The organism is Gottfriedia luciferensis (genome assembly GCF_001712755.1).
Taxonomy (GTDB): Bacteria; Bacillota; Bacilli; order Bacillales; family Bacillaceae_G; genus Gottfriedia; species Gottfriedia luciferensis_B.
In genome coordinates this window covers 268116-290626 of record NZ_MDKC01000032.1, presented here as the reverse complement: position 1 = coordinate 290626, position 22511 = coordinate 268116, and the positions used below count along the sequence as shown (strand labels likewise).

Here is a 22511-nt window from a genome sequence, read left to right as displayed (position 1 = left end):
GCATCGGTTGGAAAAGGAGAGCATACATTATGCAAAATTTAATCAACGAAATTACAAAAGAACAACTAAGAACTGACTTACCAGCATTCCGTCCTGGTGATACTGTACGAGTTCACGTTAAAGTTGTTGAGGGTACTCGTGAGCGTATCCAATTATTCGAAGGTGTAGTTATTAAACGTCGTGGTGGCGGAATTAGCGAAACTTTCACAGTTCGTAAAATTTCTTACGGAGTTGGTGTTGAACGTACGTTCCCAATTCACACTCCAAAAATTGCTAAATTAGATGTTGTTCGTCGCGGTAAAGTACGTCGTGCTAAACTTTACTACCTACGTGCACTTACTGGTAAAAAAGCAAGAATTAAAGAACTTCGATAGTCTTTTGAAAGGAGCTTGTATTAAACAAGCTCCTTTTTTTCCAATATTTGTAGATTATGGATATAATAAAAAGTAAAATAGAATACATAAATTAAGTTATTAACTTAACTGGTTAAAACTGCAAAACGTATGGTTATAAAATGGAGGGATTAGGTTGAAAGAAAGCAATAGTGGTGGAATTTGGGAATTAGTTAAAACAATTTTTATTGCGCTTGTACTTGCACTTGGTATTCGAACATTCCTTTTTACACCGGTTTTAGTTGACGGTATCTCAATGATGCCAACACTACAGGATCAAAGTAGAATGATTGTAAATAAGATCGTATACAAACTACATGAACCTAGACGTTTTGATATTGTAGTCTTCCATGCTACAAAGGAAAAAGATTATATTAAACGAGTGATTGGCTTACCTGGTGACACAGTAGAATATAAAAATGATGTCCTATATGTTAACGGTAAACCGTATAAAGAACCATATTTGAACGAATATAAAAAAGAAACGACAGATGGTCCTCTAACTGAAGACTTTAAGTTAGAAGAGATTACTGGTAGAAAAACTGTACCTAAAGGACAAGTATTCGTTTTAGGGGATAATCGTCGATTAAGTAAAGATAGTCGTATTATCGGAACAGTTAGTCAAAAAGAAATTTTAGGCCGAGCAAGTTTTGTTTTTTGGCCGTTATCTGAGGTTGAAATGGCGAAATAAAAGCCAAATTAATCTTGATTATTCAATGTATAAGAAGGTGGCAACATGACGATTCAATGGTTTCCTGGCCATATGGCAAAAGCTAGAAGACAAGTTACAGAAAAACTTTCACTAATTGATGTAGTAATTGAATTAGCAGATGCAAGGGTACCTGCTGCTTCTAGAAATCCAATGATCGATGAAATAATTTCAAATAAACCGAGATTACTTTTATTAAATAAAGCAGATTTAGCAGATCCAAGAATTACTCAGCAATGGTTAGCACATTACGAAAAACAAGGCGTAATGGCAATTGCTATTGATGCAGCATCTGGACAAGGGTTAAAAGCGATTATTTCTTCCTGTGAAATACTTGTAAAAGAGAAATTTGATAAAATGAGATCAAAAGGGATTAAACCACGCGCAATTCGAGCATTAATAGTTGGGATCCCGAATGTAGGAAAATCGACTTTAATCAATAAGCTCGCACGAAAAAATATTGCTAAAACTGGTGACCGTCCAGGCGTAACGCAAGCACAGCAGTGGATAAAAGTAGGGAAAGAAATTGAACTGCTTGATACACCGGGTATATTGTGGCCTAAATTTGAAGATCAACTTGTAGGTCTTCGTTTAGCAACTACAGGGGCAATAAAAGATAGTATCATTAACCTACAAGAAGTAATGATTTATGCGATTAAATATTTAAGAGAGTTTTATCCAAATGTATTAAAAGATAGATATGACATGAATGAGGAAGTTTTATTTTCTGAAGAAGTCGTTGATATTTTTGATCATATTGGAAAGAAACGTGGATTACTTATGTCAGGCGGAATGATAGATTATGATAAAACATCTGATTTATTTTTACGTGAGCTAAGAGCAGGGAAATTAGGAAGATTAACTTTCGAAAATCCATCAATGCTTGAAGTAACTGATGAAATATTAGAAGAAAGTGCGCAAGAATAAGCGTACTTTCTTCTTTTTTAATGAAATTTTATGGTCCAAACAAAGATAAAAGGAGTTCTATATTATGTCTCTGAAAATAGATGAAATAAAAAATATACTAAGTGAAATAACTGACCCTACGAACGAACTCTTAAAAGAATTTGAAAGTGATCAAAGAATTGGTGTGCAAAAACTAGTTGCTAAATGGTATAGAGAACAAGAAAAAAGAGATTTAGCTAGGGAGAAATTCCTTAAAATGATGGAATATGAACAGAATCTTTATAGCCAAAATATAAAGTTAATTGCAGGAGTAGATGAAGTTGGTAGAGGTCCATTAGCTGGTCCTGTTGTAGCAGCGGCAGTAATTTTAGCGGAAAATACTGAGCTAATTGGGTTAGATGATTCCAAAAAATTATCTAAAGAAAAACGACAGTATTTCGTAAAGCGGATCAAGGAAGAAGCAATTTCTTATGGAGTTGGTATGGCAAGTTCAACAGAAATTGATGAAATCAATATTTATGAAGCGACTAAATTAGCGATGAGACGTGCGATCGAACAACTTACTCATTCGCCTGAACATTTATTAATTGATGCAATGAAACTACCACTGGATATTTCTCAAACATCAATCATTAAGGGCGATGCAACGAGCATTAGTATAGCAGCTGCTTCAGTACTTGCAAAAGAAACAAGAGATTCTTTAATGTGCGAACTTAGTGTAAAACACCCAAACTATGGATTTGAAAAGCATATGGGATATGGAACAAAGGAACATTTAAAAGCGATCGATGAGCATGGAATAATTAATGAACATAGAAGATCCTTTGCACCAATCAAAGAAAAAGTTTGATTGTAAAAATAATTGGAAGTTAGACTACATCAATTTACTGAAGTAGTCTAAAATAGATTAGATTAACGACATTTAATATTACATAACATTTTAATTTTGTACAAAGTAGATAAATAAATCGAAATGATAAAAACCTAAAATTAAAATGCTCCTAACTGTCGTTAATTTATTTTTTATTGGACAAGGATAAATTATTGGAAAAATAATATTGTAATATGATAAACTACATTGACTATTGTATCTGAAAGGGTTTTCTATATAAAAACATAGAATATTTAATTCTTTTCTACTAAAGTATTTACAGTATATTCTGTAAGAGATACAATAGGGATGTGTTTTAATTTGTCTTGTTCTAAAAGGGGAGGATGGATCATGAATATCCATGAGTATCAAGGGAAAGAAATCCTACGAGGCTATGGCGTAAAAGTACCAAATGGTAAAGTTGCTTTCACAGTTGAAGAAGCAGTAGAAGCAGCTAAAGAATTAGGTACAGCTGTATGCGTAGTAAAAGCTCAAATTCACGCTGGTGGCCGCGGTAAAGCGGGTGGCGTAAAAGTAGCGAAAAATTTAGATGAAGTAAATACATATGCTAGTGAAATTCTAGGTAAAGTATTAGTTACTCATCAAACTGGACCAGAAGGTAAGGAAGTTAAGCGCTTACTTATCGAAGAAGGCTGCGATATTAAAAAAGAGTATTATGTTGGTTTAGTTTTAGACCGCGCTACTTCACAAGTTGTATTAATGGCTTCTGAAGAAGGTGGAACTGAAATTGAAGAAGTAGCTGAAAAAACACCTGAAAAAATCTTTAAAGAGTATATTGATCCAGCAGTAGGTCTACAAGGCTTCCAAGCACGTCGTATTGCGTTCAATATCAACATTCCAAGCAACTTAGTAAACAAAGCTGTTAAGTTCATGATGGGCTTATATACTGCGTTTATCGAAAAAGATTGCTCAATCGCTGAAATTAATCCATTAGTAGTTACAGGTGATGGAGAAGTAATGGCATTAGATGCAAAGTTAAACTTTGACTCAAATGCTTTATATCGTCATGCAGACATTTTAGCTTACCGTGACTTAGAAGAAGAAGATCCAAAAGAAATCGAAGCTTCTAAGTATGACTTAAACTATATTTCTTTATACGGAAATATCGGATGTATGGTTAATGGTGCTGGTCTAGCAATGGCTACAATGGATATCATTAAACACTACGGTGGAGATCCGGCTAACTTCCTTGATGTGGGGGGCGGTGCTACAGCTGAGAAAGTTACTGAAGCGTTTAAAATCATCCTTTCTGACCAAAATGTTAAAGGTATTTTCGTTAATATCTTCGGCGGCATCATGAAGTGTGATGTTATTGCTGAAGGTGTAATCGAAGCAACTAAACAAGTTGGTTTACACTTACCATTAGTAGTTCGTTTAGAAGGAACGAATGTTGAATTAGGTAAGAAGATTCTTAATGAGTCTGGCTTAAACATTGTTGCAGCAGATTCAATGGCTGATGGCGCTGAAAAAATCGTTGCACTTGTAGGCTAAGAGAGGGAGGATAAAAATGAGCGTATTCATTAATAAAGATACTAAAGTCATTGTACAAGGTATTACTGGTTCACAAGGCTTATTCCATACAACTCAAATGTTAGAGTATGGTACTAAAATCGTTGGTGGTGTAACTCCTGGTAAAGGTGGAACTGACATTGCTGGCGTACCTGTATTCAATACAGTTAAAGATGCAGTTGAAGTTACTGGTGCTAATGCATCTGTAATCTACGTGCCACCAGCATTTGCTGCTGATGCAATCATGGAAGCAGTTGATGCAGAATTAGATATCGCGATTTGTATTACAGAAGGTATTCCAGTACTTGATATGGTAAAAGTTAAAAAGTACATGGAAGGCAAAAAGACTAGATTAGTTGGTCCTAACTGTCCTGGTGTTATCACTCCAGATGAGTGTAAAATTGGTATCATGCCTGGTTACATTCACAAAAAAGGTCATGTAGGAATCGTATCACGTTCTGGTACATTAACTTATGAGGCTGTACATCAATTAACTCAAGCTGGTATTGGTCAATCTACAGCTGTAGGTATTGGTGGAGACCCTGTAAATGGAACAAACTTCATCGATGTATTAAAAGCATTCAATGAAGATCCAGAAACTTATGCAGTTATTATGATTGGTGAAATCGGTGGAACTGCAGAAGAAGAAGCTGCTGAGTGGGTACAAGCTAATATGGCGAAACCAGTAGTAGGATTCATTGGCGGTCAAACAGCTCCAGAAGGTAAACGTATGGGACATGCTGGTGCAATCATCGCAGGCGGTAAAGGTACTGCTAAAGAGAAAATGGCTACAATGGAAAGCTGTGGCATTAAAGTTGCACTTACTCCTGCAGTAATGGGCGAAACTTTAATTGGTGCATTAAAAGAGCGTGGCTTATATGAACAATGTAAGACACATGAAGCTTTAGTATAAGAATAATTATAAGTAGCCTCCGATAGGAGGCTACTTTCTTATAAGAAAGGAGAATACATGGAAAAGAAAATTCGACTTATTCATTTGCATCATTTTTTATTTGAAAACTATCAAGCAATCAAGAAGATTCTTCTCTATGATCATGATTTAGAAAACCTCTATCAATATTCACCTTCCACATTTAAAACTACATTTCAAATGACTTCTAAGGCCGCTGATAAATTATATAATCAACTTCATTCAACTTCCATTTTTGATATTTTAAAAGAAAGCTATAAAAAAAATATTAAAATTATTACAATTTATGATGATTTATATCCGGATTTGTTAAGAGAAATATGTGACCCTCCGTTTGTTTTATATTTAAAAGGTAATGAAAATATCCTAAATAAACAATTTATGTTGAGTATAATTGGGGCAAGAAAACCAACCTCATTTGCGAAAATTATTTGTGATTCATTAATAATAGGTCTGATAAGAGAAAATTGTGTTATTGTTAGTGGAATGGCATCTGGATGTGATTCAATTGCACATAATTCAGCTATTTTCCACAACGGAACAACGATTGCAGTTGTTGGATGTGGGTTAGACTATATATATCCGAAGGAAAACTGTAACTTATTTAATGAGCTATCTATAAATCATTTAGTTATTAGCGAATATCCATATTATATTAGACCAGAAAAAAGATATTTTCCTAGAAGAAATAGAATTATTGCTGGTTTATCAAAAGGTTTAATCGTTTAGAGGCTAAGGAGAAGAGCGGGACAATGATTACTGCAAATTTTGCAATTCAATATAATAGAGAGGTATTTGCAGTGCCAGGTCCGATTATAATGGAAGAATATAAAGGGAATCATCGATTAATTCAGGATGGAGCGAAATTAATTACATGTACAAATGATATTTTAGAGGAATTTTAGGAATATACTAAAAAATAAAAAAATATGTTTATATTACAAAATATTGACAATACTAATGCGACTTGTGTTATTTTATATCTAAATAAAATTTGACTAATGTATAGAATAAACTATACAATTTGAAATTGTATGAAGGAAAATCAAAAATATAAATTGAACTCTTCTTATTATGAATCTATTTGAGAATACATAAGAATTAAAGAAAGAAATAAGGAATACAGAGAGTAAAGAATAGGAAACTCTCGGGAGGCTTAAAAGATGGCAGAAAATTTAGTTATAGTGGAGTCCCCTTCAAAGGCTAAAACAATAGAAAAGTACTTAGGTAAAAAATTCAAAGTAATCGCATCAATGGGACATGTTCGAGATCTACCTAAAAGCCAGATGGGGATTGAAATAGAAAACGATTACAACCCAAAATACATAACAATCCGTGGAAAAGGTCCAGTTTTAAAGGATTTAAGATCTGCTGCGAAAAAAGCAAAAAAAATCTATCTAGCAGCCGATCCAGATCGTGAAGGTGAAGCAATAGCGTGGCATATTGCGAATACACTCAATATCGATACATCATCGGATTGCCGTGTAGTGTTTAATGAAATTACAAAAGACGCTATTAAAGAGTCATTTAAAAAGCCTAGACCAATTAATATGAATTTAGTAGACGCCCAGCAAGCAAGACGTGTACTAGATCGTTTAGTAGGGTATAACATTAGCCCATTATTATGGAAGAAAGTGAAAAAGGGCTTAAGTGCTGGTCGAGTTCAATCTGTCGCTCTTAGACTAATTATCGAACGAGAAAAAGAGATTCAAATCTTCCAACCTGAAGAATATTGGACAATTAAAAGTAAAGCTTTAACAAAGAAAGAAACATTTGATACTTCTTTTTACGGAGTTAATGGTAAAAAGTTGGAATTAAATTCTGAGACTGACGTGAAAAATATTTTATCACAAATCAAAGGTGAACACTTTGAAGTTCAAAGTGTTACTAGAAAAGAACGTAAACGTAATCCAGCAACTGCTTTTACTACATCCTTACTACAGCAGGAAGCAGCTAGAAAATTAAATATGCGTGCAAAGAAAACGATGATGATTGCACAGCAATTATATGAAGGAATTTCGCTTGGTAGTGGAGGACAGGTTGGATTAATCACATATATGAGAACTGATTCAACTAGAATATCCGATGTTGCGGCTGAGGAAGCAAAATCTTATATAATTGACACTTATGGTGCAGATTTTGTTGCTACAAATAAAAAAAGTGAAAAAAAATCAGATAAAGTACAAGATGCACACGAAGCAATTAGACCAACGTCTACATTACGTTCGCCTGATACAATCAAAGCACATGTTAGCCGTGATCAATATCGACTTTATAAATTAATATGGGAACGATTTGTTGCTAGTCAGATGGCATCTGCAGTACTAGATACGGTTAAAGTTGACTTAATTAATAATGATGTAATATTTAGAGCAAATGGGTCAGTCGTTAAATTCCCTGGTTTTATGAAGGTGTATATAGAAAGTAATGATGATGGCACAGAAGAGAAAGATCGTATCCTTCCACCATTAGCTGAAGGTGAAAAAGTTAAATTAGAAGATATATTACCTGAACAACATTTTACTCAACCACCTCCGCGATACACGGAAGCTAGATTAGTAAAAACGCTTGAAGAGTTAGGAATAGGTCGACCATCAACATATGTACCAACTTTAGAAACGATTCAAAAACGTGGATATGTTTCATTAGATAATAAACGTTTTGTACCTACTGAACTAGGTCACATAGTATTTGATTTAGTCGTTGAGTTTTTCCCAGAAGTAATTAATATTGAGTTTACGGTTCAAATGGAAGGTGACCTTGATAAAATTGAAGACGGCAATGTGAATTGGATTCAAATCATCGATCAATTTTATAGAGGTTTTGAGAAACACTTAGAAATAGCTGAGAAAGAAATGCAAAAAGTTGAAATTAGAGATGAACCTGCTGGTGAAGACTGTGAAGTATGTGGAAGCCCGATGGTATTTAAAATGGGCAGATACGGTAAGTTCATGGCGTGCTCAAACTTTCCAGATTGTAGAAATACAAAAGCAATTGTAAAAGATATTGGTGTCAAATGTCCTACATGTAAAGATGGGAATATAATTGAGCGTAAATCGAAAAAGAATCGAATATTCTATGGATGTACGAATTATCCAGAATGTGAATTCTTATCATGGGATAAGCCAATTGCAAGACCATGTCCGAAATGTGAAAACTTATTAGTTGAAAAGAAAATGAAAAAAGGTATTCAAGTTCAATGTGTATCATGTGACTACAAAGAGGACCAACAAGTGTGAGTAATTAATTTACTTACTTACCTTAAGACTTTTTAGCAAATCAGTCTGAAATTCATATTTCCTAAAGAATTTGTCTAAATAAAAGTGTGAGCAATTTATTTGCTCACTTTTACTTTTCATATCAACTTTTAATTAAGAAATCATTAAGTAAAAAATTATAAAATATGATTACGTAATTTTGATTGAATCAGCGTAGAAGGAGTTAACAATGAAAGAACAATTTATTAATGTAATTGGAGCAGGATTAGCAGGAAGCGAGGCTGCTTATCAAATCGCAAAAAGAGGAATTAAAGTACATTTATACGAGATGAGACCTGTTAAACAAACTCCTGCTCATCATACTGATAAGTTTGCTGAGTTAGTTTGTAGTAATTCACTAAGAGCGAATACACTAACGAACGCTGTAGGGGTATTAAAAGAGGAAATGAGACGATTAGATTCAGTTATTATTCGATCTGCTGATGAGTGTGCTGTACCAGCAGGTGGTGCGTTAGCTGTAGACCGACATGAGTTTGCTAGCCGTGTAACTGAATATGTAAAAAATCATCCAAATGTAACTGTGCATAACGAAGAAATGACTAAAATTCCTGAAGGACCAACAGTTATCGCAACAGGACCTTTAACATCACCTGAATTATCACAGCAATTAAAAGAATTAACGGGTGAAGATTATTTCTATTTTTATGATGCAGCGGCTCCAATAGTTGAAAAAGAAAGTATTGATTTAAATAAAGTATATTTAAAATCAAGATATGATAAAGGTGAAGCAGCTTACTTAAATTGCCCAATGACAGAAGAGGAATTTGATCGTTTTTATGAAGCATTAACTACTGCAGAAACAGTTCCTTTAAAAGAATTTGAAAAAGAGATTTTCTTTGAAGGTTGTATGCCAGTTGAAGTAATGGCTAAACGTGGAAAGCAAACATTATTATTTGGACCAATGAAACCAGTAGGCTTAGAGGATCCAAAGACTGGTAAAACGCCGTATGCAGTTGTTCAACTACGCCAGGATGACAGTGCTGGAACTTTATATAATATAGTAGGATTCCAAACGCATTTAAAATGGGGGCCTCAAAAAGAAGTTTTACAATTAATACCTGGCCTTGAGAATGCTGAGATCGTACGATATGGTGTAATGCATCGAAATACGTTTATAAATTCACCGAATCTATTAGAAGCAACATATCGTTTTAAAGGACGTGAAGATTTATTCTTTGCAGGTCAAATGACTGGAGTGGAAGGTTATGTAGAATCTGCAGCATCTGGTTTAGTAGCGGGAATAAATGCAGCTAGATACGTAATGGAAAAAGAGTTAGTCGTATTCCCAGCAGAAACTGCAATTGGAAGTATGGCTAATTATATAACGACAACAAGTGCAAAACACTTCCAACCAATGAATGCTAATTTCGGTCTATTCCCTAGGCTTGATGTCAAAATTAAAAGAAAACAAGAACGATATGAAGCTTATGCAAACCGTGCATTAGAATCAATTATGAATTTTGTAGAATGTTAAGAAAATAAATTGCAAATAGCTACTTAATATGTTAGTATGTAGTGGCTTGTGAGGAGAAATTACCTTGAATATTAAAATATTGTGTCAATTATTCATTCAGTATTTACAATTAGAGAAAAACTCTTCACAATACACATTAAATAGTTATAAAAAAATTGTTGAACAATTTCTAGTTTTTATGGAGCAACAATCCATTATTTCATTTTCTTCAGTTACTTATTCTGATGTTCGTCTCTATTTAACAACTTTGCATGACAAACAGCTATCAAGACGTACAGTCTCAAAGCATATTTCTTGTTTAAGAAGTTTCTATCGTTTTCTTATGAGAGAAAATGAAGCAAAAGAGAATCCTTTTGTATTAGCGTCACTTCCTAAAAAAGAAACTATGATACCAAGATTTTTGTACAAGGAAGAACTTGAAAAACTATTTAAGATTAGCGATCTAGATACGGAACTTGGACAAAGAAATCAAGCTCTTTTAGAATTGCTATATGCTACCGGAATCCGAGTAAGCGAATGCTGTAATTTGAAATTAAAAGACATAGATTTTCAAATTGGGACTATTTTAGTAACGGGCAAAGGGAATAAACAGCGGTATATTCCCTTTGGCAGTTATGCAGAAAAAGCTCTTCATACATATATAGAAGATGGCCGAAATAGACTGATAGTAGCTAACAAGCAAATGAATGACGATCTTTTTTTGAATCACCGTGGTACAAAACTAACGGCAAGAGGTGTCCGTGGTATATTAGAAAAAATGATCAAAGATACTTCGTTGACTAATAAAATCTATCCACATATGTTAAGGCATACCTTTGCTACGCATATGCTTGATAACGGTGCTGACATTCGTAGTGTTCAAGAATTACTTGGGCATGAGAATTTATCATCTACTCAAATCTATACACATGTAACGAAGGAAAGATTACAAAAGGTATACAATTTACATCATCCTAGAGCATAAATTCGCTCAATTTTAGAAATTAATCGACATTTCTAAGGAGGATTCACATGTCCAATTTTCATGCTACAACGATTTTCGCAATCAGACACGATGGTAAAAGTGCCATGGCTGGTGATGGCCAAGTAACTTTTGGAAATGCAGTAGTAATGAAGCATACTGCAAGAAAAGTTAGAAAGCTTTTTAATGGAAAAGTTTTAGCTGGTTTTGCAGGATCTGTTGCAGATGCATTTACTTTATTCGAACTTTTTGAGGGCAAGTTAGTTGAATATAATGGTAATATTCAACGAGCTGCTGTTGAATTAGCAAAAAAATGGAGAACAGATCGAGTATTACATAAACTTGAAGCATTGCTAATCGTAATGGATCATAATTCATTATTATTAATTTCTGGTACTGGTGAAGTAATTGAGCCTGACGATGGAATTCTTGCAATCGGTTCTGGAGGGAATTACGCCCTTGCAGCAGGCCGTGCGCTAAAGGAAAACGCAGGGGAAAATCTCTCAGCAAAACAAATTGCCTATGCTAGTTTAAAAACTGCAAGTGATATTTGTGTGTATACGAACGGAAATATAATTTTAGAAGAATTAGAATAGGAGAGTGTATTATGAGTACTTCTTTCACGCCTCGTCAAATTGTTGAAAAACTTGATCAATATATTGTTGGACAGCAACAAGCGAAAAAAGCAGTAGCAATTGCACTCAGAAATCGATATCGTAGAAGTTTACTTGAAGAGTCATTCCGTGATGAAATTTCACCAAAAAATATTTTAATGATTGGTCCAACAGGTGTTGGTAAAACTGAAATTGCTAGAAGGATGGCAAAACTAGTTGGTGCACCATTCATTAAAGTTGAAGCTACTAAATTTACAGAAGTTGGTTACGTTGGTAGAGATGTAGAATCAATGGTTCGTGATCTAGTCCAAACTTCTATTCGAATTGTAAAAGAAGAGCGTATGAATAAGGTGAAAGATCAAGCTGAAAAAAATGCGAATCAAAGATTAGTTAAACTTTTAGCACCAAGTATGAAAAAACAAGCTTCATTCAAAAACCCACTTGAGATGCTTTTTAATCAAGATTCACAAAACTCGAATGCTGAGCAAGAAGAGAATGATACAGAATTAACATCTAAAAGAAGAAATATAGAATTTCAACTATTATCTGGAAAACTAGAAGATGAACTTGTATCTATTGAAGTAGAGCAACAACAAGCTCCGATGCTAGATTTTATGCAAGGAACTGGAATGGAACAAATGGGAATGAACTTCCAAGAGTCATTAGGTAGTCTATTTCCAAAGAAAACTAAAAAAAGAAAGCTTCCTGTTAAAGAAGCTCGTAAGATTTTAACGAATGAAGAAGCTCAGAAATTAATCGATATGGATGAAGTAACACAAGAAGCAGTTTATAGAGCTGAACAACTAGGGATTATTTTCATTGATGAAATTGATAAGATTGCAAGTAAGCAAAACTCTACTCAAGATGTTTCGAGAGAGGGCGTACAAAGAGATATCTTACCAATCGTTGAAGGAAGTACGGTTGTGACAAAATATGGACCGGTTAAAACGGATCATGTTCTATTTATTGCAGCAGGTGCATTCCATATTTCCAAACCATCAGATTTAATACCTGAATTACAAGGTCGCTTCCCAATTCGTGTAGAATTAGGGAAATTATCTGTTGAAGATTTTGTTGGTATTTTAGTTGAGCCTGATTTTTCAATTATTAAACAATATAAAGCTTTATTGTCTACAGAAGGTATACAAATCGAATTTTCTGACGATGCTATACGTAGAATAGCAGAAATAGCATTTGAAGTTAATCAGACAACAGACAATATAGGCGCAAGAAGATTGCATACTATTATGGAAAAGCTTCTTGAAGACCTATCGTTTGAAGCTTCTGAAATTCAAATGGGAACAATTATGATTACACCTCAATATGTAAATGAAAAGCTCGCAAATATTGCAAAAGATAAAGATATCAGTCAATTCATTTTATAATTTAGTTAAAGAACATGTTGAATTCAGCCATGAGTTTGCTAAGAAGTTCAAAGGAAACGTACAATTAAATAGGAGGCATTTAGAAAGATGCAATTATTAGAAAAAACAAGAAAGATTAATAAGTTATTACAACAATCTGCAGGTAAGCCAGTAAACTTTAAAGAAATGGCAGATACATTAGAAGAGGTTATTGAATCAAATGTATTTATTTTAAGTCGTAAAGGGAAATTATTAGGTTACGGTCTTCACCAAAAAATCGAAAATGAGCGTATGCAAAAAATGTTCAGCGATCGCCAATTCCCTGAAGAATATACACAAAACCTATTTAATATTAATGAAACATCATCAAATATCGATATCAACAGTGAGCACACTGCATTCCCAGTTGAAAATAAAGATTTATTTTCTGGCGGTTTAACTACTATTGTACCAATTATCGGTGGTGGTGAGCGTTTAGGTACTCTTGTTCTTGCTCGAATTAATCATGATTTTGAAAATGATGATTTAATCTTAGCAGAATATGGCGCTACAGTAGTAGGTATGGAAATTCTACGTGAAAAAGCAGAAGAAATTGAAGAAGAAGCTAGAAGTAAAGCAGTTGTACAAATGGCTATTTCATCTCTTTCTTATAGCGAATTAGAAGCAATCGAACATATTTTTGAAGAATTAAATGGCTACGAAGGTTTATTAGTAGCAAGTAAAATTGCTGACCGAGTAGGTATTACAAGATCTGTAATCGTAAATGCACTACGTAAATTAGAAAGTGCTGGTGTTATCGAGTCAAGATCACTAGGAATGAAAGGTACTTATATTAAAGTACTAAATGACAAATTCTTATTAGAGTTAGAGAAATTAAAATCTAACTAATTAATAATGTCACTTCTTAAAAGATAATATTAAGTTTAAACCTTTTCTCAATTAATAATTGGGAAAAGGTTTTTTTGCTTTATTATTGTTAGAATATTGCATATTTTATATTGGAATAAAAAGATTAAATAAATAGAGACTATTTCCTTTTTTGTATAAATGAACTATGTAGACGAATTGGAAATTATGGTATGATTAAAAAATATTTACTTGATTATAGTGATAAAATATAAAAAGTATTTTTGAGAGGGAATTAGATAATAAAATTGTAAGGGGATTTTTTCCTTTTATACTGTTGGCTGCTTTCAAATATATTGTTGTTTTTTAGTAGATGTCAGTTATTTCCACTTCAGATACATACTCTCCTTAATACGAAGATAAAGAAGTACAATATCAAACAAGTATGAAAAGTTTCTAGAACTAGCCTACTTTCATTAGTATTAACCCTATTTTAAACTACCTCGTTAGCTTTAATAATTTTTGGTTATAAACAGTTAATTACTAAACAACAATTATTACAAAAGAGGCTTCCTTTTTAATAGTATAAAATAAAAAAATTGTACTCTTTAATTTGTTCTTTATTAAGTATAACTAAAATTAGGTCATCCTAAAGTTTAATCTATTATATTAAAAATAAAATTTTGGAATATAAGTACAATTATTTTAAAAAAATGAAAAAATAATATTTTTTATTGTACTAGATAAAATTTCACATTATTTTAAAGAATAAGTGGATACATTATAGAATTTTAATAATATAATTTTTAAAAGGATCAAAAAGTGAACAACTGAGTTTTTATCGAAACTTACATTGAAAAAGCATGTATGCGAAATGATTGATTCGTACCGAATATTGAATAAAATTAATAGATTCATATTTATTACTATTTAGCCGTTTAATAATAGGCAAATTGAAAGGCTAAATAGTAATAAAAGAAGAATTTGATGAATTAAATCTAGATTTTTTTTAATCTCCTTTTGATGCATTCACTAGACTCCTTGGGAAATGGACATAGTACATATTTAATCGGAAACTGCATATTCAATAGTACGAATAAAACTTGAGTAAAGCTTTAATTCCCTTTATTTAAATGTTGCCTAAAAATTTAATTTCGCCAAAAATCACTAATTTAAGAACAAATTGTCAATCAAGTATTAAACATAATATGGTAATTCGCTGAGGTGAAAAACGTGTTGCAAGTTCAAAAAAATGTTTCACAAAGTTATTGGAAAAAGTGGATTGAAGATCGTGATTTAGATGCCGGAGATACGTTAATGCAGATATATATGCCACTAGTTCACTTTCAAGTAAATCGTATAGCTCATAGATTACCTTCAAGTGTCAGCATCAGCAGGGATGATTTACACAGTTTAGCGTTAATGGGTTTATATGACGCACTAGAGAAATTTGACCCGAAAAGAGATTTGAAATTTGAAACATATGCTTCAATAAGAATAAGTGGTAATATACTGGATGGTCTTCGTAAAGAAGACTGGTTACCTAGAACAATTAGAGATAAAGCAAAAAAAATTGAAAATGCAATTGAAAAGTTAGAACCGACTCTTGAACGAAAAGCTACACCTGAAGAAATAGCGCTGTACACTGGTTATTCTTCGATGGAAGTTATTAATGTCATGAATGATGTGTTTTTCTCTAATATGTTGTCTGTAGATGAACAAATCAAAGATGCTGGAGATGGACAAGTTAATTTTATTGAAACAATAAAGGATCATGAAACATTAACACCAGAAGAAATGCTACTGAAAGATGAACAAAATAAGCTACTTGCTAAGAGGATTGAAACTGAATTAAATGAGAAAGAACAGCTAGTAATAAGTTTGTATTATTATGAAGAATTAACATTTACTGAAATTGGAACAATTATTAATTTATCGACTTCTAGGGTGTCTCAGATCCATGCTAAATCTATTTTTAAATTAAGAGATCTTTTAAGTAAAAAAAATATATAGGAGCTTTGTAAACTCCACAATGAATTCATTTAGAATTTTAAATGGCACTATAATGATTTTTAAGATTATTTATATTTGAGTAATGCAAATCAGCCTCATATTATTTACTTTATTGACAATTCTATTTTAACGATTTAATAAAATATGAAGAAGAATACGATTAAGTTGAATAAATTAACAAAAATTCCCAATACTGATAAAGATTCTGTTGTTGGGACAGGTGAATTCTCATTTCTAAATCACTTGATTTATTCCATTCATGTGTTAATCAAAAGTATGGAAAAATAGCCCAAATTTAAATAATAGCAGTTCGATGATTTAAAAAAGACTTTCTATGGATGAAAATGCAAGAAGGATTTAGATAGAGAAAAGAAAAAGCAAACATTGTTGAAACTTCGACAATAATTTCTCGTTTTCTCTTGATAATTAATAATGTATATGCTATAGTAGTCCATGGTGTTAATACACACGCTTGCCGATTTTCTTATTGGTGCTACCCAGTTTGGGAGTGATAGGAGAAGAAGACGTGAGCGGAGGAAAAAGAACCATTAGGAGGAAATAAAATGTCAGTAATTTCTATGAAACAATTATTAGAAGCTGGTGTTCACTTCGGTCACCAAACACGCCGTTGGAACCCAAAAATGAAACGTTACATCTTCACTGAGCGTAACGGTATCTACATCATCGACCTACAAAAAACAGTTAAAAAGGTTGAAGAGTGTTACAACGTAATGAAAGGTATCGCTGCTGAAGGTGGAAACATCCTTTTCGTTGGTACTAAAAAACAAGCTCAAGAAGCTATTAAAGATGAAGCAATCCGTTCTGGTATGTACTTCATTAACCAACGTTGGTTAGGTGGAACGTTAACAAACTTCCAAACAATCCAAAAACGTGTTAAACGTTTAAAAGATATCGAAAGAATGCAAGAAGATGGCACTTTTGAAGTGTTACCTAAGAAAGAAGTTATTCAACTTAAAAAAGAATTAGAACGTCTTGAAAAATTCTTAGGCGGAATCAAAGACATGAAGCAACTTCCTGATGCATTATTCGTAGTTGATCCTCGTAAAGAGCGTATCGCTGTTGCTGAAGCACGTAAGTTAAACATTCCTATCATCGGTATTGTTGACACTAACTGTGATCCAGATGAAATCGATCACGTTATCCCAGCAAACGACGATGCTATTAGAGCTGTAAAACTTCTTACATCAAAAATGGCAGATGCGATTCTTGAAGCGAAACAAGGCGAAGAAACAACTGCTTAATGAGAAATTGAAAGGTGATAAGAGGTTTTAGCCTTTTATCACCTTTTTTTAAGGTTAAAATAATCAGAAATTGTTTACCTTATAAAACGATTGAATAAAATAAGCTTACATATAGGAGATGAAATATTATGGCAATTACTGCACAAATGGTAAAAGAATTACGTGAAAAAACTGGCGCTGGTATGATGGATTGCAAAAAAGCATTAACTGAAACTGAAGGTAACATGGACAAAGCAATCGACTACCTTCGTGAAAAAGGGATCGCAAAAGCTGCTAAAAAAGGTGACCGTATCGCTGCTGAAGGTTTAACTTTCGTTGAAGTTTCTGGAAACGATGCAGTATTAATCGAAGTAAACTCTGAAACTGATTTCGTTGCGAAAAACGAAGGTTTCAAAGAATTAGGTTCTGTTCTTGCTAAACATATCGTTGCTAACAAACCTGCAACTGTTGAAGAAGCTTTAGCACAAACAATGGCAACTGGTGAAACTGTTGAAACATACATCAACCATGCTATTGCTAAAATCGGAGAAAAAATCTCTTTACGTCGTTTTGAATTAGTTTCTAAAACTGATGCTGATGCATTTGGTGCTTACTTACACAGTGGCGGTCGTATCGGTGTTCTTTCAGTAGTAGAAGGAACAACTAAAGAAGATGTTGCTAAAGACGTATCTATGCACATCGCTGCAATCAACCCTAAATATATCTCTCGTGATGCTGTTTCTCAAGAAGAAGTTGAGCATGAGCGTGGAATTTTAACTCAACAAGCATTAAACGAAGGTAAACCTGAAAACATCGTTGCGAAAATGGTAGAAGGACGTATTGGTAAATACTTCGAAGAAATCTGCTTATTAGATCAATCTTTCGTTAAAAACCCAGACGTTAAAGTAGGTCAATTCGTTAAAGCTGCTAACGGAACTGTTAAATCTTTCGTTCGTTATGAAGTTGGAGAAGGCTTAGAAAAACGTGAAGATAACTTTGCTGAAGAAGTAATGAATCAAGTAAAAGGTAACTAATTTAGTTACTTTGAATGAAAATAGGGGACACTATGTGTTCCCTATTTTTTAAAGAAACGTAAATACATAGATGTACGTAAATGGAGGGTATTATGAGTAAAGCAAAGTATAATCGCGTAGTATTAAAACTTAGTGGTGAGGCACTAGCTGGCGGGCAAGGATTTGGAATTAATCCATCTGTTATTAAATCAATTGCTGAACAAGTTAAAGAAATTGCAGAACTAGATGTTGAAGTTGCAGTAGTAGTAGGTGCTGGTAACATTTGGCGTGGTAAAACAGGTAGCGAAATGGGTATGGACCGAGCTACAGCTGACTACATGGGCATGTTAGGTACTGTAATGAACTCTTTAGCACTTCAAGATAGTCTTGAAACACTTGGTGTACAATCTCGTGTACAATCATCAATTGAAATGCGTCAAGTTGCAGAACCATATATCCGTCGTAAAGCAATTCGTCATTTAGAGAAAAAACGTGTTGTAATTTTTGCTGCTGGTACAGGAAATCCTTATTTCTCAACTGATACTACTGCTGCATTACGTGCTGCTGAAATTGAAGCAGATGTTATTTTAATGGCAAAAAATAATGTAGACGGAGTATATTCAGCTGACCCATCAATCGATAAAACTGCTGTAAAATACGAAACTCTTACATATCTAGACGTATTAAAAGAAGGTTTAGGTGTAATGGATTCAACTGCATCTTCTTTATGTATGGACAATGATATTCCATTAATTGTATTCTCAATTATGGAAGAAGGTAATATTAAACGTGCCGTACTTGGCGAAAATATTGGAACAATAGTAAAGGGGAAATAAAGATGTCTAATCAAATCATTTCTTTAGCAAAAGAAAAAATGACAAAAGCTGTTTCTGCTTTCTCTAGAGAATTAGCAACAGTACGTGCTGGTCGTGCAAACCCAGCTATTTTAGATAAAGTTTTAGTTGAATATTATGGTGCTCCAACACCACTCAACCAAATGGCAAATATTTCAGTACCAGAAGCAAGATTATTATTAATTACTCCTTACGATAAAACAGTCATTAATGATATGGATAAAGCGATTCAAAAAGCTGACTTAGGATTAAACCCTTCAAATGATGGAACTGTAATCAGAATTAGTTTCCCACCATTAACAGAAGAGCGACGTCGCGATTTAGTAAAAGTAGTTAAAAAATCTGCTGAAGATGCTAAAGTTGCAGTACGTAACATCCGCCGTGATGCAAATGATGATCTGAAAAAAGCAGAAAAAAATGGTGAAATTACTGAAGATGAATTACGTGGTCTTGTAGAAGACATTCAAAAACAAACAGATTCACATATCGAAAAAATCGATGGAATCACAAAAGAAAAAGAAAAAGAGATAATGGAAGTTTAATACTGCATTGCAAGGTATATCTTATTAGCGCTTAGAAAAATAATGAATTTTTCACATTATGCTATTACATAATTTCATTATTGCATTATAATTAAATAAACTAAGCGCTTTGAGTAAAAAGACCCTCTGTTTAAGGGGGTTTTTTTACTCAATGCTTTAATTAGATATACTTAGACGGAGGATTAAAGATGTTTAAATTAATTTCTTTTTTTAAAAGAAATAAAGAAGAGAAAAATGTACCTCCAAGTTCGCAATTAAATGGGGTCGATGGAGTAATTCCTGAGCATGTTGCAATAATAATGGATGGTAATGGTAGATGGGCACAAAAGAGGAATCTTCCAAGGGTTAAGGGACACTATGAGGGAATGAAAGTAGTTCGAAAAATTGCAAGAACTGCTAGTAAATTAGGTGTAAAGACGTTAACTTTATATGCTTTTTCAACTGAGAATTGGAAAAGACCTAAAACTGAAGTAGAATTCTTAATGAAGTTACCTCAAGAATTTCTAGGAACATTTTTACCTGAATTAATCGAAGAAAATGTGCAGGTAAGATTAACTGGAAATAAAGAGCAATTACCAAGCTATACTACAGAAGCAGTATTAAGAGCAGTAGAGGAAACTAAAAATAATACGGGTATGGTATTAAATTTTGCCCTAAATTATGGATCTAGAGACGAAATTATTTCTGCAGTTAAAAAGATTTCTTCAGATGTATTGGATAATAAAGTAAATAAAGAAGAAATTAATGAAGAATTGTTCAATCGTTATTTAATGACTAGTGATTTTAAAGATCCAGATTTGTTAATTAGAACAAGTGGTGAATTAAGGATTAGTAATTTTATGCTTTGGCAAATTGCTTATTCTGAACTATATTTTACAGATGTATTATGGCCCGATTTTACCGAAGAGTGTTTAATTGATGCGGTTAAAGAATATCAAAATCGAGCTAGAAGATATGGTGGTATTTAAGAAAGCGGTGAACGAACTTGAAACAGCGTATTATAACAGGAGTTATAGCTGGAGCATTATTTTTAGGATTAGTAATATTTGGTAAATGGCCGTTTGGATTACTTGTATTTGCACTTGGGACAATCGGTTATTTTGAATTGATTAGAATGAAAAAGTTTAATTTATTCAGTGCACAAACTGTACTTGGATTAATCTTAACATGGGTAGCAATTACACCAAATGATTTATCAAATAAGATTTTTCCTGTGGAAATCGGTAAAACAGAAATTTCAATTGTACTAATCCTACTACTTTTATCATATACGGTAATTACAAAGAATACATTTACTTTTGAAGATGCTTCTTTTGTAGTACTAAGTAGTTTATATGTAGGATTAGGATTTCATTATATGTACGAGATGAGAAATATGGGGATTGCATTCTTTTTCTTCCCATTATTCGTAATTTGGGCAACTGATTCGGGTGCATATTTTATAGGGAAAGCGACAGGTAAAACTAAACTTTGGCCTGATATTAGTCCCAATAAAACGATTGAAGGTTCGATAGGTGGAATTATTTGTGCTGTAGTAGTTGCAGTAATTTTATCGATTATGTTAACTTTAAATCATTCAATACTATATTTAGTACTAGTAGCTGTTCTTGTTTCGATTTTTGGTCAATTAGGTGATCTCGTACAATCTGCATATAAAAGATACTACGGTGTGAAAGACTCAGGAAATTTATTACCTGGTCATGGTGGGATTTTAGACAGATTTGATAGTATCATTTTCACATTGCCAATCGTCTATTTACTATTTACGTTATAGTATTAGTTTTTGCATTTAAGGAGACATATGAAAATGAAGAAAATCAGCTTACTTGGAGCAACTGGTTCAATCGGTATACAAACACTCGATATTATTAGAAATCAATCAAATGATTTTGAATTAGTCGCGTGTTCAGCTGGGAGAAATATTGATGAATTATATAAGATTATTTTAGAATTTAAACCAAAACTAGTTTCAGTTGCTGGTAAAGAAGAAGCTGAAAAACTGACGAGCTTAGGTATCCCTTCACAAATCAAAGTTTTATATGGTGAAGAAGGCCTTATCGAAGTTGCCGTTCATGAAGACAGTACAATACTTGTAAACGCTGTTGTTGGAAGTGTAGGTTTAGTTCCAACTATGAAAGCCATCCAAAATGGTAAAACAATCGCACTAGCGAATAAAGAGACATTAGTTACAGCAGGTCATATTGTAATGGCTGAAGCAGAAAAATATGGTGTCTCAATTTTACCAGTAGATAGTGAGCATTCAGCAATCTATCAATGTTTAAATGGTGAAAACCCAAATGAAATACATAAATTAATCATTACAGCTTCAGGTGGTAGCTTCAGAGATAAAACAAGAGATCAATTAAAGGATGTTACTATTGAAGATGCGCTAAATCATCCAAATTGGTCAATGGGAGCAAAGATTACAATTGATTCAGCTACGATGATGAATAAAGGATTAGAAGTAATTGAAGCACATTGGCTATTTAATATGCCATATGAAAAAATTGATGTAGTACTTCATAGAGAAAGTGTTATACACTCTATGATTGAATTCGATGACGGAAGTGTAATGGCACAATTAGGAACACCTGATATGAGGGTACCAATCGCCTATGCACTGAACTATCCTTCAAGAAAACCAATTACTAATCATAAGCCATTAGATTTGATTAAATTTGGGACACTTCATTTTGAGGAGATGGATTTTAACAGGTTTAAATGTTTGGATTATGCTTACCAAGCTGGTAAAGTTGGCGGTAGTTTACCAACTGTATTAAATGCAGCAAATGAAGAAGCGGTAGCTGCTTTTTTACAGAATAAAATATCATTCTTACAAATTGAGAATTTAATAGAAAACGCTCTTGAAAAACACAATGTAATAAGTAAACCTTCATTAGAAGAAATTCGTAACATTGATGAACAAACAAGACAATTCGTTTCATCACTAATAAAGTAAGGGTGGTAATTAG

General features: G+C 33.1%; 22 protein-coding genes. All 22 read left to right on the top strand.

Annotated features, from left to right (window positions below):
• Window positions 1–29 precede the first annotated feature (29 nt).
• The 22 genes from rplS to dxr all read left to right on the top strand — a co-directional run bounded on the left by rplS (window position 30) and on the right by dxr (window position 22498).
• Window positions 30–374 carry a 50S ribosomal protein L19 gene (gene rplS / locus BED47_RS16320; protein WP_025569026.1) on the top strand — a complete coding sequence of 115 codons (345 nt, stop codon included), beginning with the start codon at window positions 30–32 and terminating at the stop codon, window positions 372–374.
• Between the two features lie 154 nt (window positions 375–528).
• The gene (lepB, locus tag BED47_RS16315) at window positions 529–1083 is read left to right on the top strand and encodes a signal peptidase I (RefSeq protein ID WP_025569027.1); all 555 of its coding nucleotides are present in this window, start codon (window positions 529–531) and stop codon (window positions 1081–1083) included.
• 45 nt (window positions 1084–1128) lie between these two features.
• Window positions 1129–2028: a ribosome biogenesis GTPase YlqF gene (gene ylqF / locus BED47_RS16310; RefSeq protein WP_025569028.1), complete on the top strand. Its 900-nt coding sequence runs from the start codon at window positions 1129–1131 to the stop codon at window positions 2026–2028.
• Between the two features lie 61 nt (window positions 2029–2089).
• Window positions 2090–2857: a ribonuclease HII gene (locus tag BED47_RS16305; RefSeq protein WP_025569029.1), complete on the top strand. Its 768-nt coding sequence runs from the start codon at window positions 2090–2092 to the stop codon at window positions 2855–2857.
• 372 nt (window positions 2858–3229) lie between these two features.
• Window positions 3230–4390, top strand: a complete 1161-nt coding sequence (gene sucC, locus BED47_RS16300; protein WP_069034519.1) for an ADP-forming succinate--CoA ligase subunit beta — start codon at window positions 3230–3232, stop codon at window positions 4388–4390.
• Window positions 4391–4406: 16 nt separating this feature from the next.
• Window positions 4407–5321, top strand: a complete 915-nt coding sequence (sucD, locus tag BED47_RS16295) for a succinate--CoA ligase subunit alpha (protein WP_069034518.1) — start codon at window positions 4407–4409, stop codon at window positions 5319–5321.
• 57 nt (window positions 5322–5378) lie between these two features.
• Window positions 5379–6068, top strand: a complete 690-nt coding sequence (locus BED47_RS16290; RefSeq protein ID WP_084006953.1) for a DNA-processing protein DprA — start codon at window positions 5379–5381, stop codon at window positions 6066–6068.
• Window positions 6047–6244 (top strand): DNA-processing protein DprA, encoded by a 198-nt coding sequence (locus tag BED47_RS23320; protein WP_302622007.1) that lies wholly within the window; start codon window positions 6047–6049, stop codon window positions 6242–6244. Before BED47_RS16290 ends, BED47_RS23320 begins: the two co-directional genes overlap by 22 nt.
• 258 nt (window positions 6245–6502) lie before the next feature.
• Window positions 6503–8578, top strand: coding sequence for a type I DNA topoisomerase (topA, locus tag BED47_RS16285; RefSeq protein WP_069034517.1), 2076 nt, complete (start codon window positions 6503–6505; stop codon window positions 8576–8578).
• Window positions 8579–8786: 208 nt separating this feature from the next.
• Window positions 8787–10091 carry an FADH(2)-oxidizing methylenetetrahydrofolate--tRNA-(uracil(54)-C(5))-methyltransferase TrmFO gene (gene trmFO, locus BED47_RS16280; RefSeq protein ID WP_069034516.1) on the top strand — a complete coding sequence of 435 codons (1305 nt, stop codon included), beginning with the start codon at window positions 8787–8789 and terminating at the stop codon, window positions 10089–10091.
• 64 nt (window positions 10092–10155) lie between these two features.
• Window positions 10156–11055 carry a tyrosine recombinase XerC gene (xerC, locus tag BED47_RS16275; RefSeq protein WP_069034515.1) on the top strand — a complete coding sequence of 300 codons (900 nt, stop codon included), beginning with the start codon at window positions 10156–10158 and terminating at the stop codon, window positions 11053–11055.
• 47 nt (window positions 11056–11102) lie between these two features.
• Window positions 11103–11648, top strand: coding sequence for an ATP-dependent protease subunit HslV (gene hslV, locus BED47_RS16270; RefSeq protein WP_056470870.1), 546 nt, complete (start codon window positions 11103–11105; stop codon window positions 11646–11648).
• An 11-nt stretch (window positions 11649–11659) separates the two neighbouring features.
• Window positions 11660–13051, top strand: coding sequence for an ATP-dependent protease ATPase subunit HslU (gene hslU, locus BED47_RS16265; RefSeq protein ID WP_069034514.1), 1392 nt, complete (start codon window positions 11660–11662; stop codon window positions 13049–13051).
• An 87-nt stretch (window positions 13052–13138) separates the two neighbouring features.
• Window positions 13139–13918: a GTP-sensing pleiotropic transcriptional regulator CodY gene (codY, locus tag BED47_RS16260; RefSeq protein ID WP_056470865.1), complete on the top strand. Its 780-nt coding sequence runs from the start codon at window positions 13139–13141 to the stop codon at window positions 13916–13918.
• Window positions 13919–15112: 1194 nt separating this feature from the next.
• Window positions 15113–15889, top strand: a complete 777-nt coding sequence (locus BED47_RS16255; RefSeq protein WP_254664608.1) for a FliA/WhiG family RNA polymerase sigma factor — start codon at window positions 15113–15115, stop codon at window positions 15887–15889.
• 563 nt (window positions 15890–16452) lie between these two features.
• Window positions 16453–17151 (top strand): 30S ribosomal protein S2, encoded by a 699-nt coding sequence (gene rpsB, locus BED47_RS16250; protein WP_056470859.1) that lies wholly within the window; start codon window positions 16453–16455, stop codon window positions 17149–17151.
• A 128-nt stretch (window positions 17152–17279) separates the two neighbouring features.
• Window positions 17280–18164 carry a translation elongation factor Ts gene (gene tsf, locus BED47_RS16245; RefSeq protein WP_069034512.1) on the top strand — a complete coding sequence of 295 codons (885 nt, stop codon included), beginning with the start codon at window positions 17280–17282 and terminating at the stop codon, window positions 18162–18164.
• Between the two features lie 92 nt (window positions 18165–18256).
• The gene (gene pyrH, locus BED47_RS16240; RefSeq protein WP_069034511.1) at window positions 18257–18979 is read left to right on the top strand and encodes a UMP kinase; all 723 of its coding nucleotides are present in this window, start codon (window positions 18257–18259) and stop codon (window positions 18977–18979) included.
• Between the two features lie 2 nt (window positions 18980–18981).
• Complete coding sequence (gene frr / locus BED47_RS16235) at window positions 18982–19539, top strand: ribosome recycling factor (RefSeq protein WP_069034510.1); 558 nt, start codon at window positions 18982–18984, stop codon at window positions 19537–19539.
• A gap of 188 nt (window positions 19540–19727) precedes the next feature.
• Entirely contained in the window at window positions 19728–20507 is a 780-nt protein-coding gene (locus tag BED47_RS16230; RefSeq protein ID WP_069034509.1) for an isoprenyl transferase, read from the top strand.
• Between the two features lie 17 nt (window positions 20508–20524).
• The gene (locus BED47_RS16225; RefSeq protein ID WP_069034508.1) at window positions 20525–21313 is read left to right on the top strand and encodes a phosphatidate cytidylyltransferase; all 789 of its coding nucleotides are present in this window, start codon (window positions 20525–20527) and stop codon (window positions 21311–21313) included.
• Between the two features lie 33 nt (window positions 21314–21346).
• Window positions 21347–22498, top strand: coding sequence for a 1-deoxy-D-xylulose-5-phosphate reductoisomerase (gene dxr, locus BED47_RS16220; RefSeq protein WP_069034507.1), 1152 nt, complete (start codon window positions 21347–21349; stop codon window positions 22496–22498).
• Window positions 22499–22511 lie beyond the last annotated feature (13 nt).

Excerpts from the sequence above, each read along its gene's own strand:
- rplS (WP_025569026.1), top strand. The coding sequence starts at position 30 with ATGCAAAATTTAATCAACGAAATTACAAAAGAACAACTAAGAACTGAC.
- ylqF (WP_025569028.1), top strand. The coding sequence starts at position 1,129 with ATGACGATTCAATGGTTTCCTGGCCATATGGCAAAAGCTAGAAGACAA.
- sucC (WP_069034519.1), top strand. The coding sequence starts at position 3,230 with ATGAATATCCATGAGTATCAAGGGAAAGAAATCCTACGAGGCTATGGC.
- sucD (WP_069034518.1), top strand. The coding sequence starts at position 4,407 with ATGAGCGTATTCATTAATAAAGATACTAAAGTCATTGTACAAGGTATT.
- BED47_RS16290 (WP_084006953.1), top strand. The coding sequence starts at position 5,379 with ATGGAAAAGAAAATTCGACTTATTCATTTGCATCATTTTTTATTTGAA.
- topA (WP_069034517.1), top strand. The coding sequence starts at position 6,503 with ATGGCAGAAAATTTAGTTATAGTGGAGTCCCCTTCAAAGGCTAAAACA.
- trmFO (WP_069034516.1), top strand. The coding sequence starts at position 8,787 with ATGAAAGAACAATTTATTAATGTAATTGGAGCAGGATTAGCAGGAAGC.
- hslV (WP_056470870.1), top strand. The coding sequence starts at position 11,103 with ATGTCCAATTTTCATGCTACAACGATTTTCGCAATCAGACACGATGGT.
- hslU (WP_069034514.1), top strand. The coding sequence starts at position 11,660 with ATGAGTACTTCTTTCACGCCTCGTCAAATTGTTGAAAAACTTGATCAA.
- codY (WP_056470865.1), top strand. The coding sequence starts at position 13,139 with ATGCAATTATTAGAAAAAACAAGAAAGATTAATAAGTTATTACAACAA.
- rpsB (WP_056470859.1), top strand. The coding sequence starts at position 16,453 with ATGTCAGTAATTTCTATGAAACAATTATTAGAAGCTGGTGTTCACTTC.
- tsf (WP_069034512.1), top strand. The coding sequence starts at position 17,280 with ATGGCAATTACTGCACAAATGGTAAAAGAATTACGTGAAAAAACTGGC.
- pyrH (WP_069034511.1), top strand. The coding sequence starts at position 18,257 with ATGAGTAAAGCAAAGTATAATCGCGTAGTATTAAAACTTAGTGGTGAG.
- frr (WP_069034510.1), top strand. The coding sequence starts at position 18,982 with ATGTCTAATCAAATCATTTCTTTAGCAAAAGAAAAAATGACAAAAGCT.
- BED47_RS16230 (WP_069034509.1), top strand. The coding sequence starts at position 19,728 with ATGTTTAAATTAATTTCTTTTTTTAAAAGAAATAAAGAAGAGAAAAAT.
- dxr (WP_069034507.1), top strand. The coding sequence starts at position 21,347 with ATGAAGAAAATCAGCTTACTTGGAGCAACTGGTTCAATCGGTATACAA.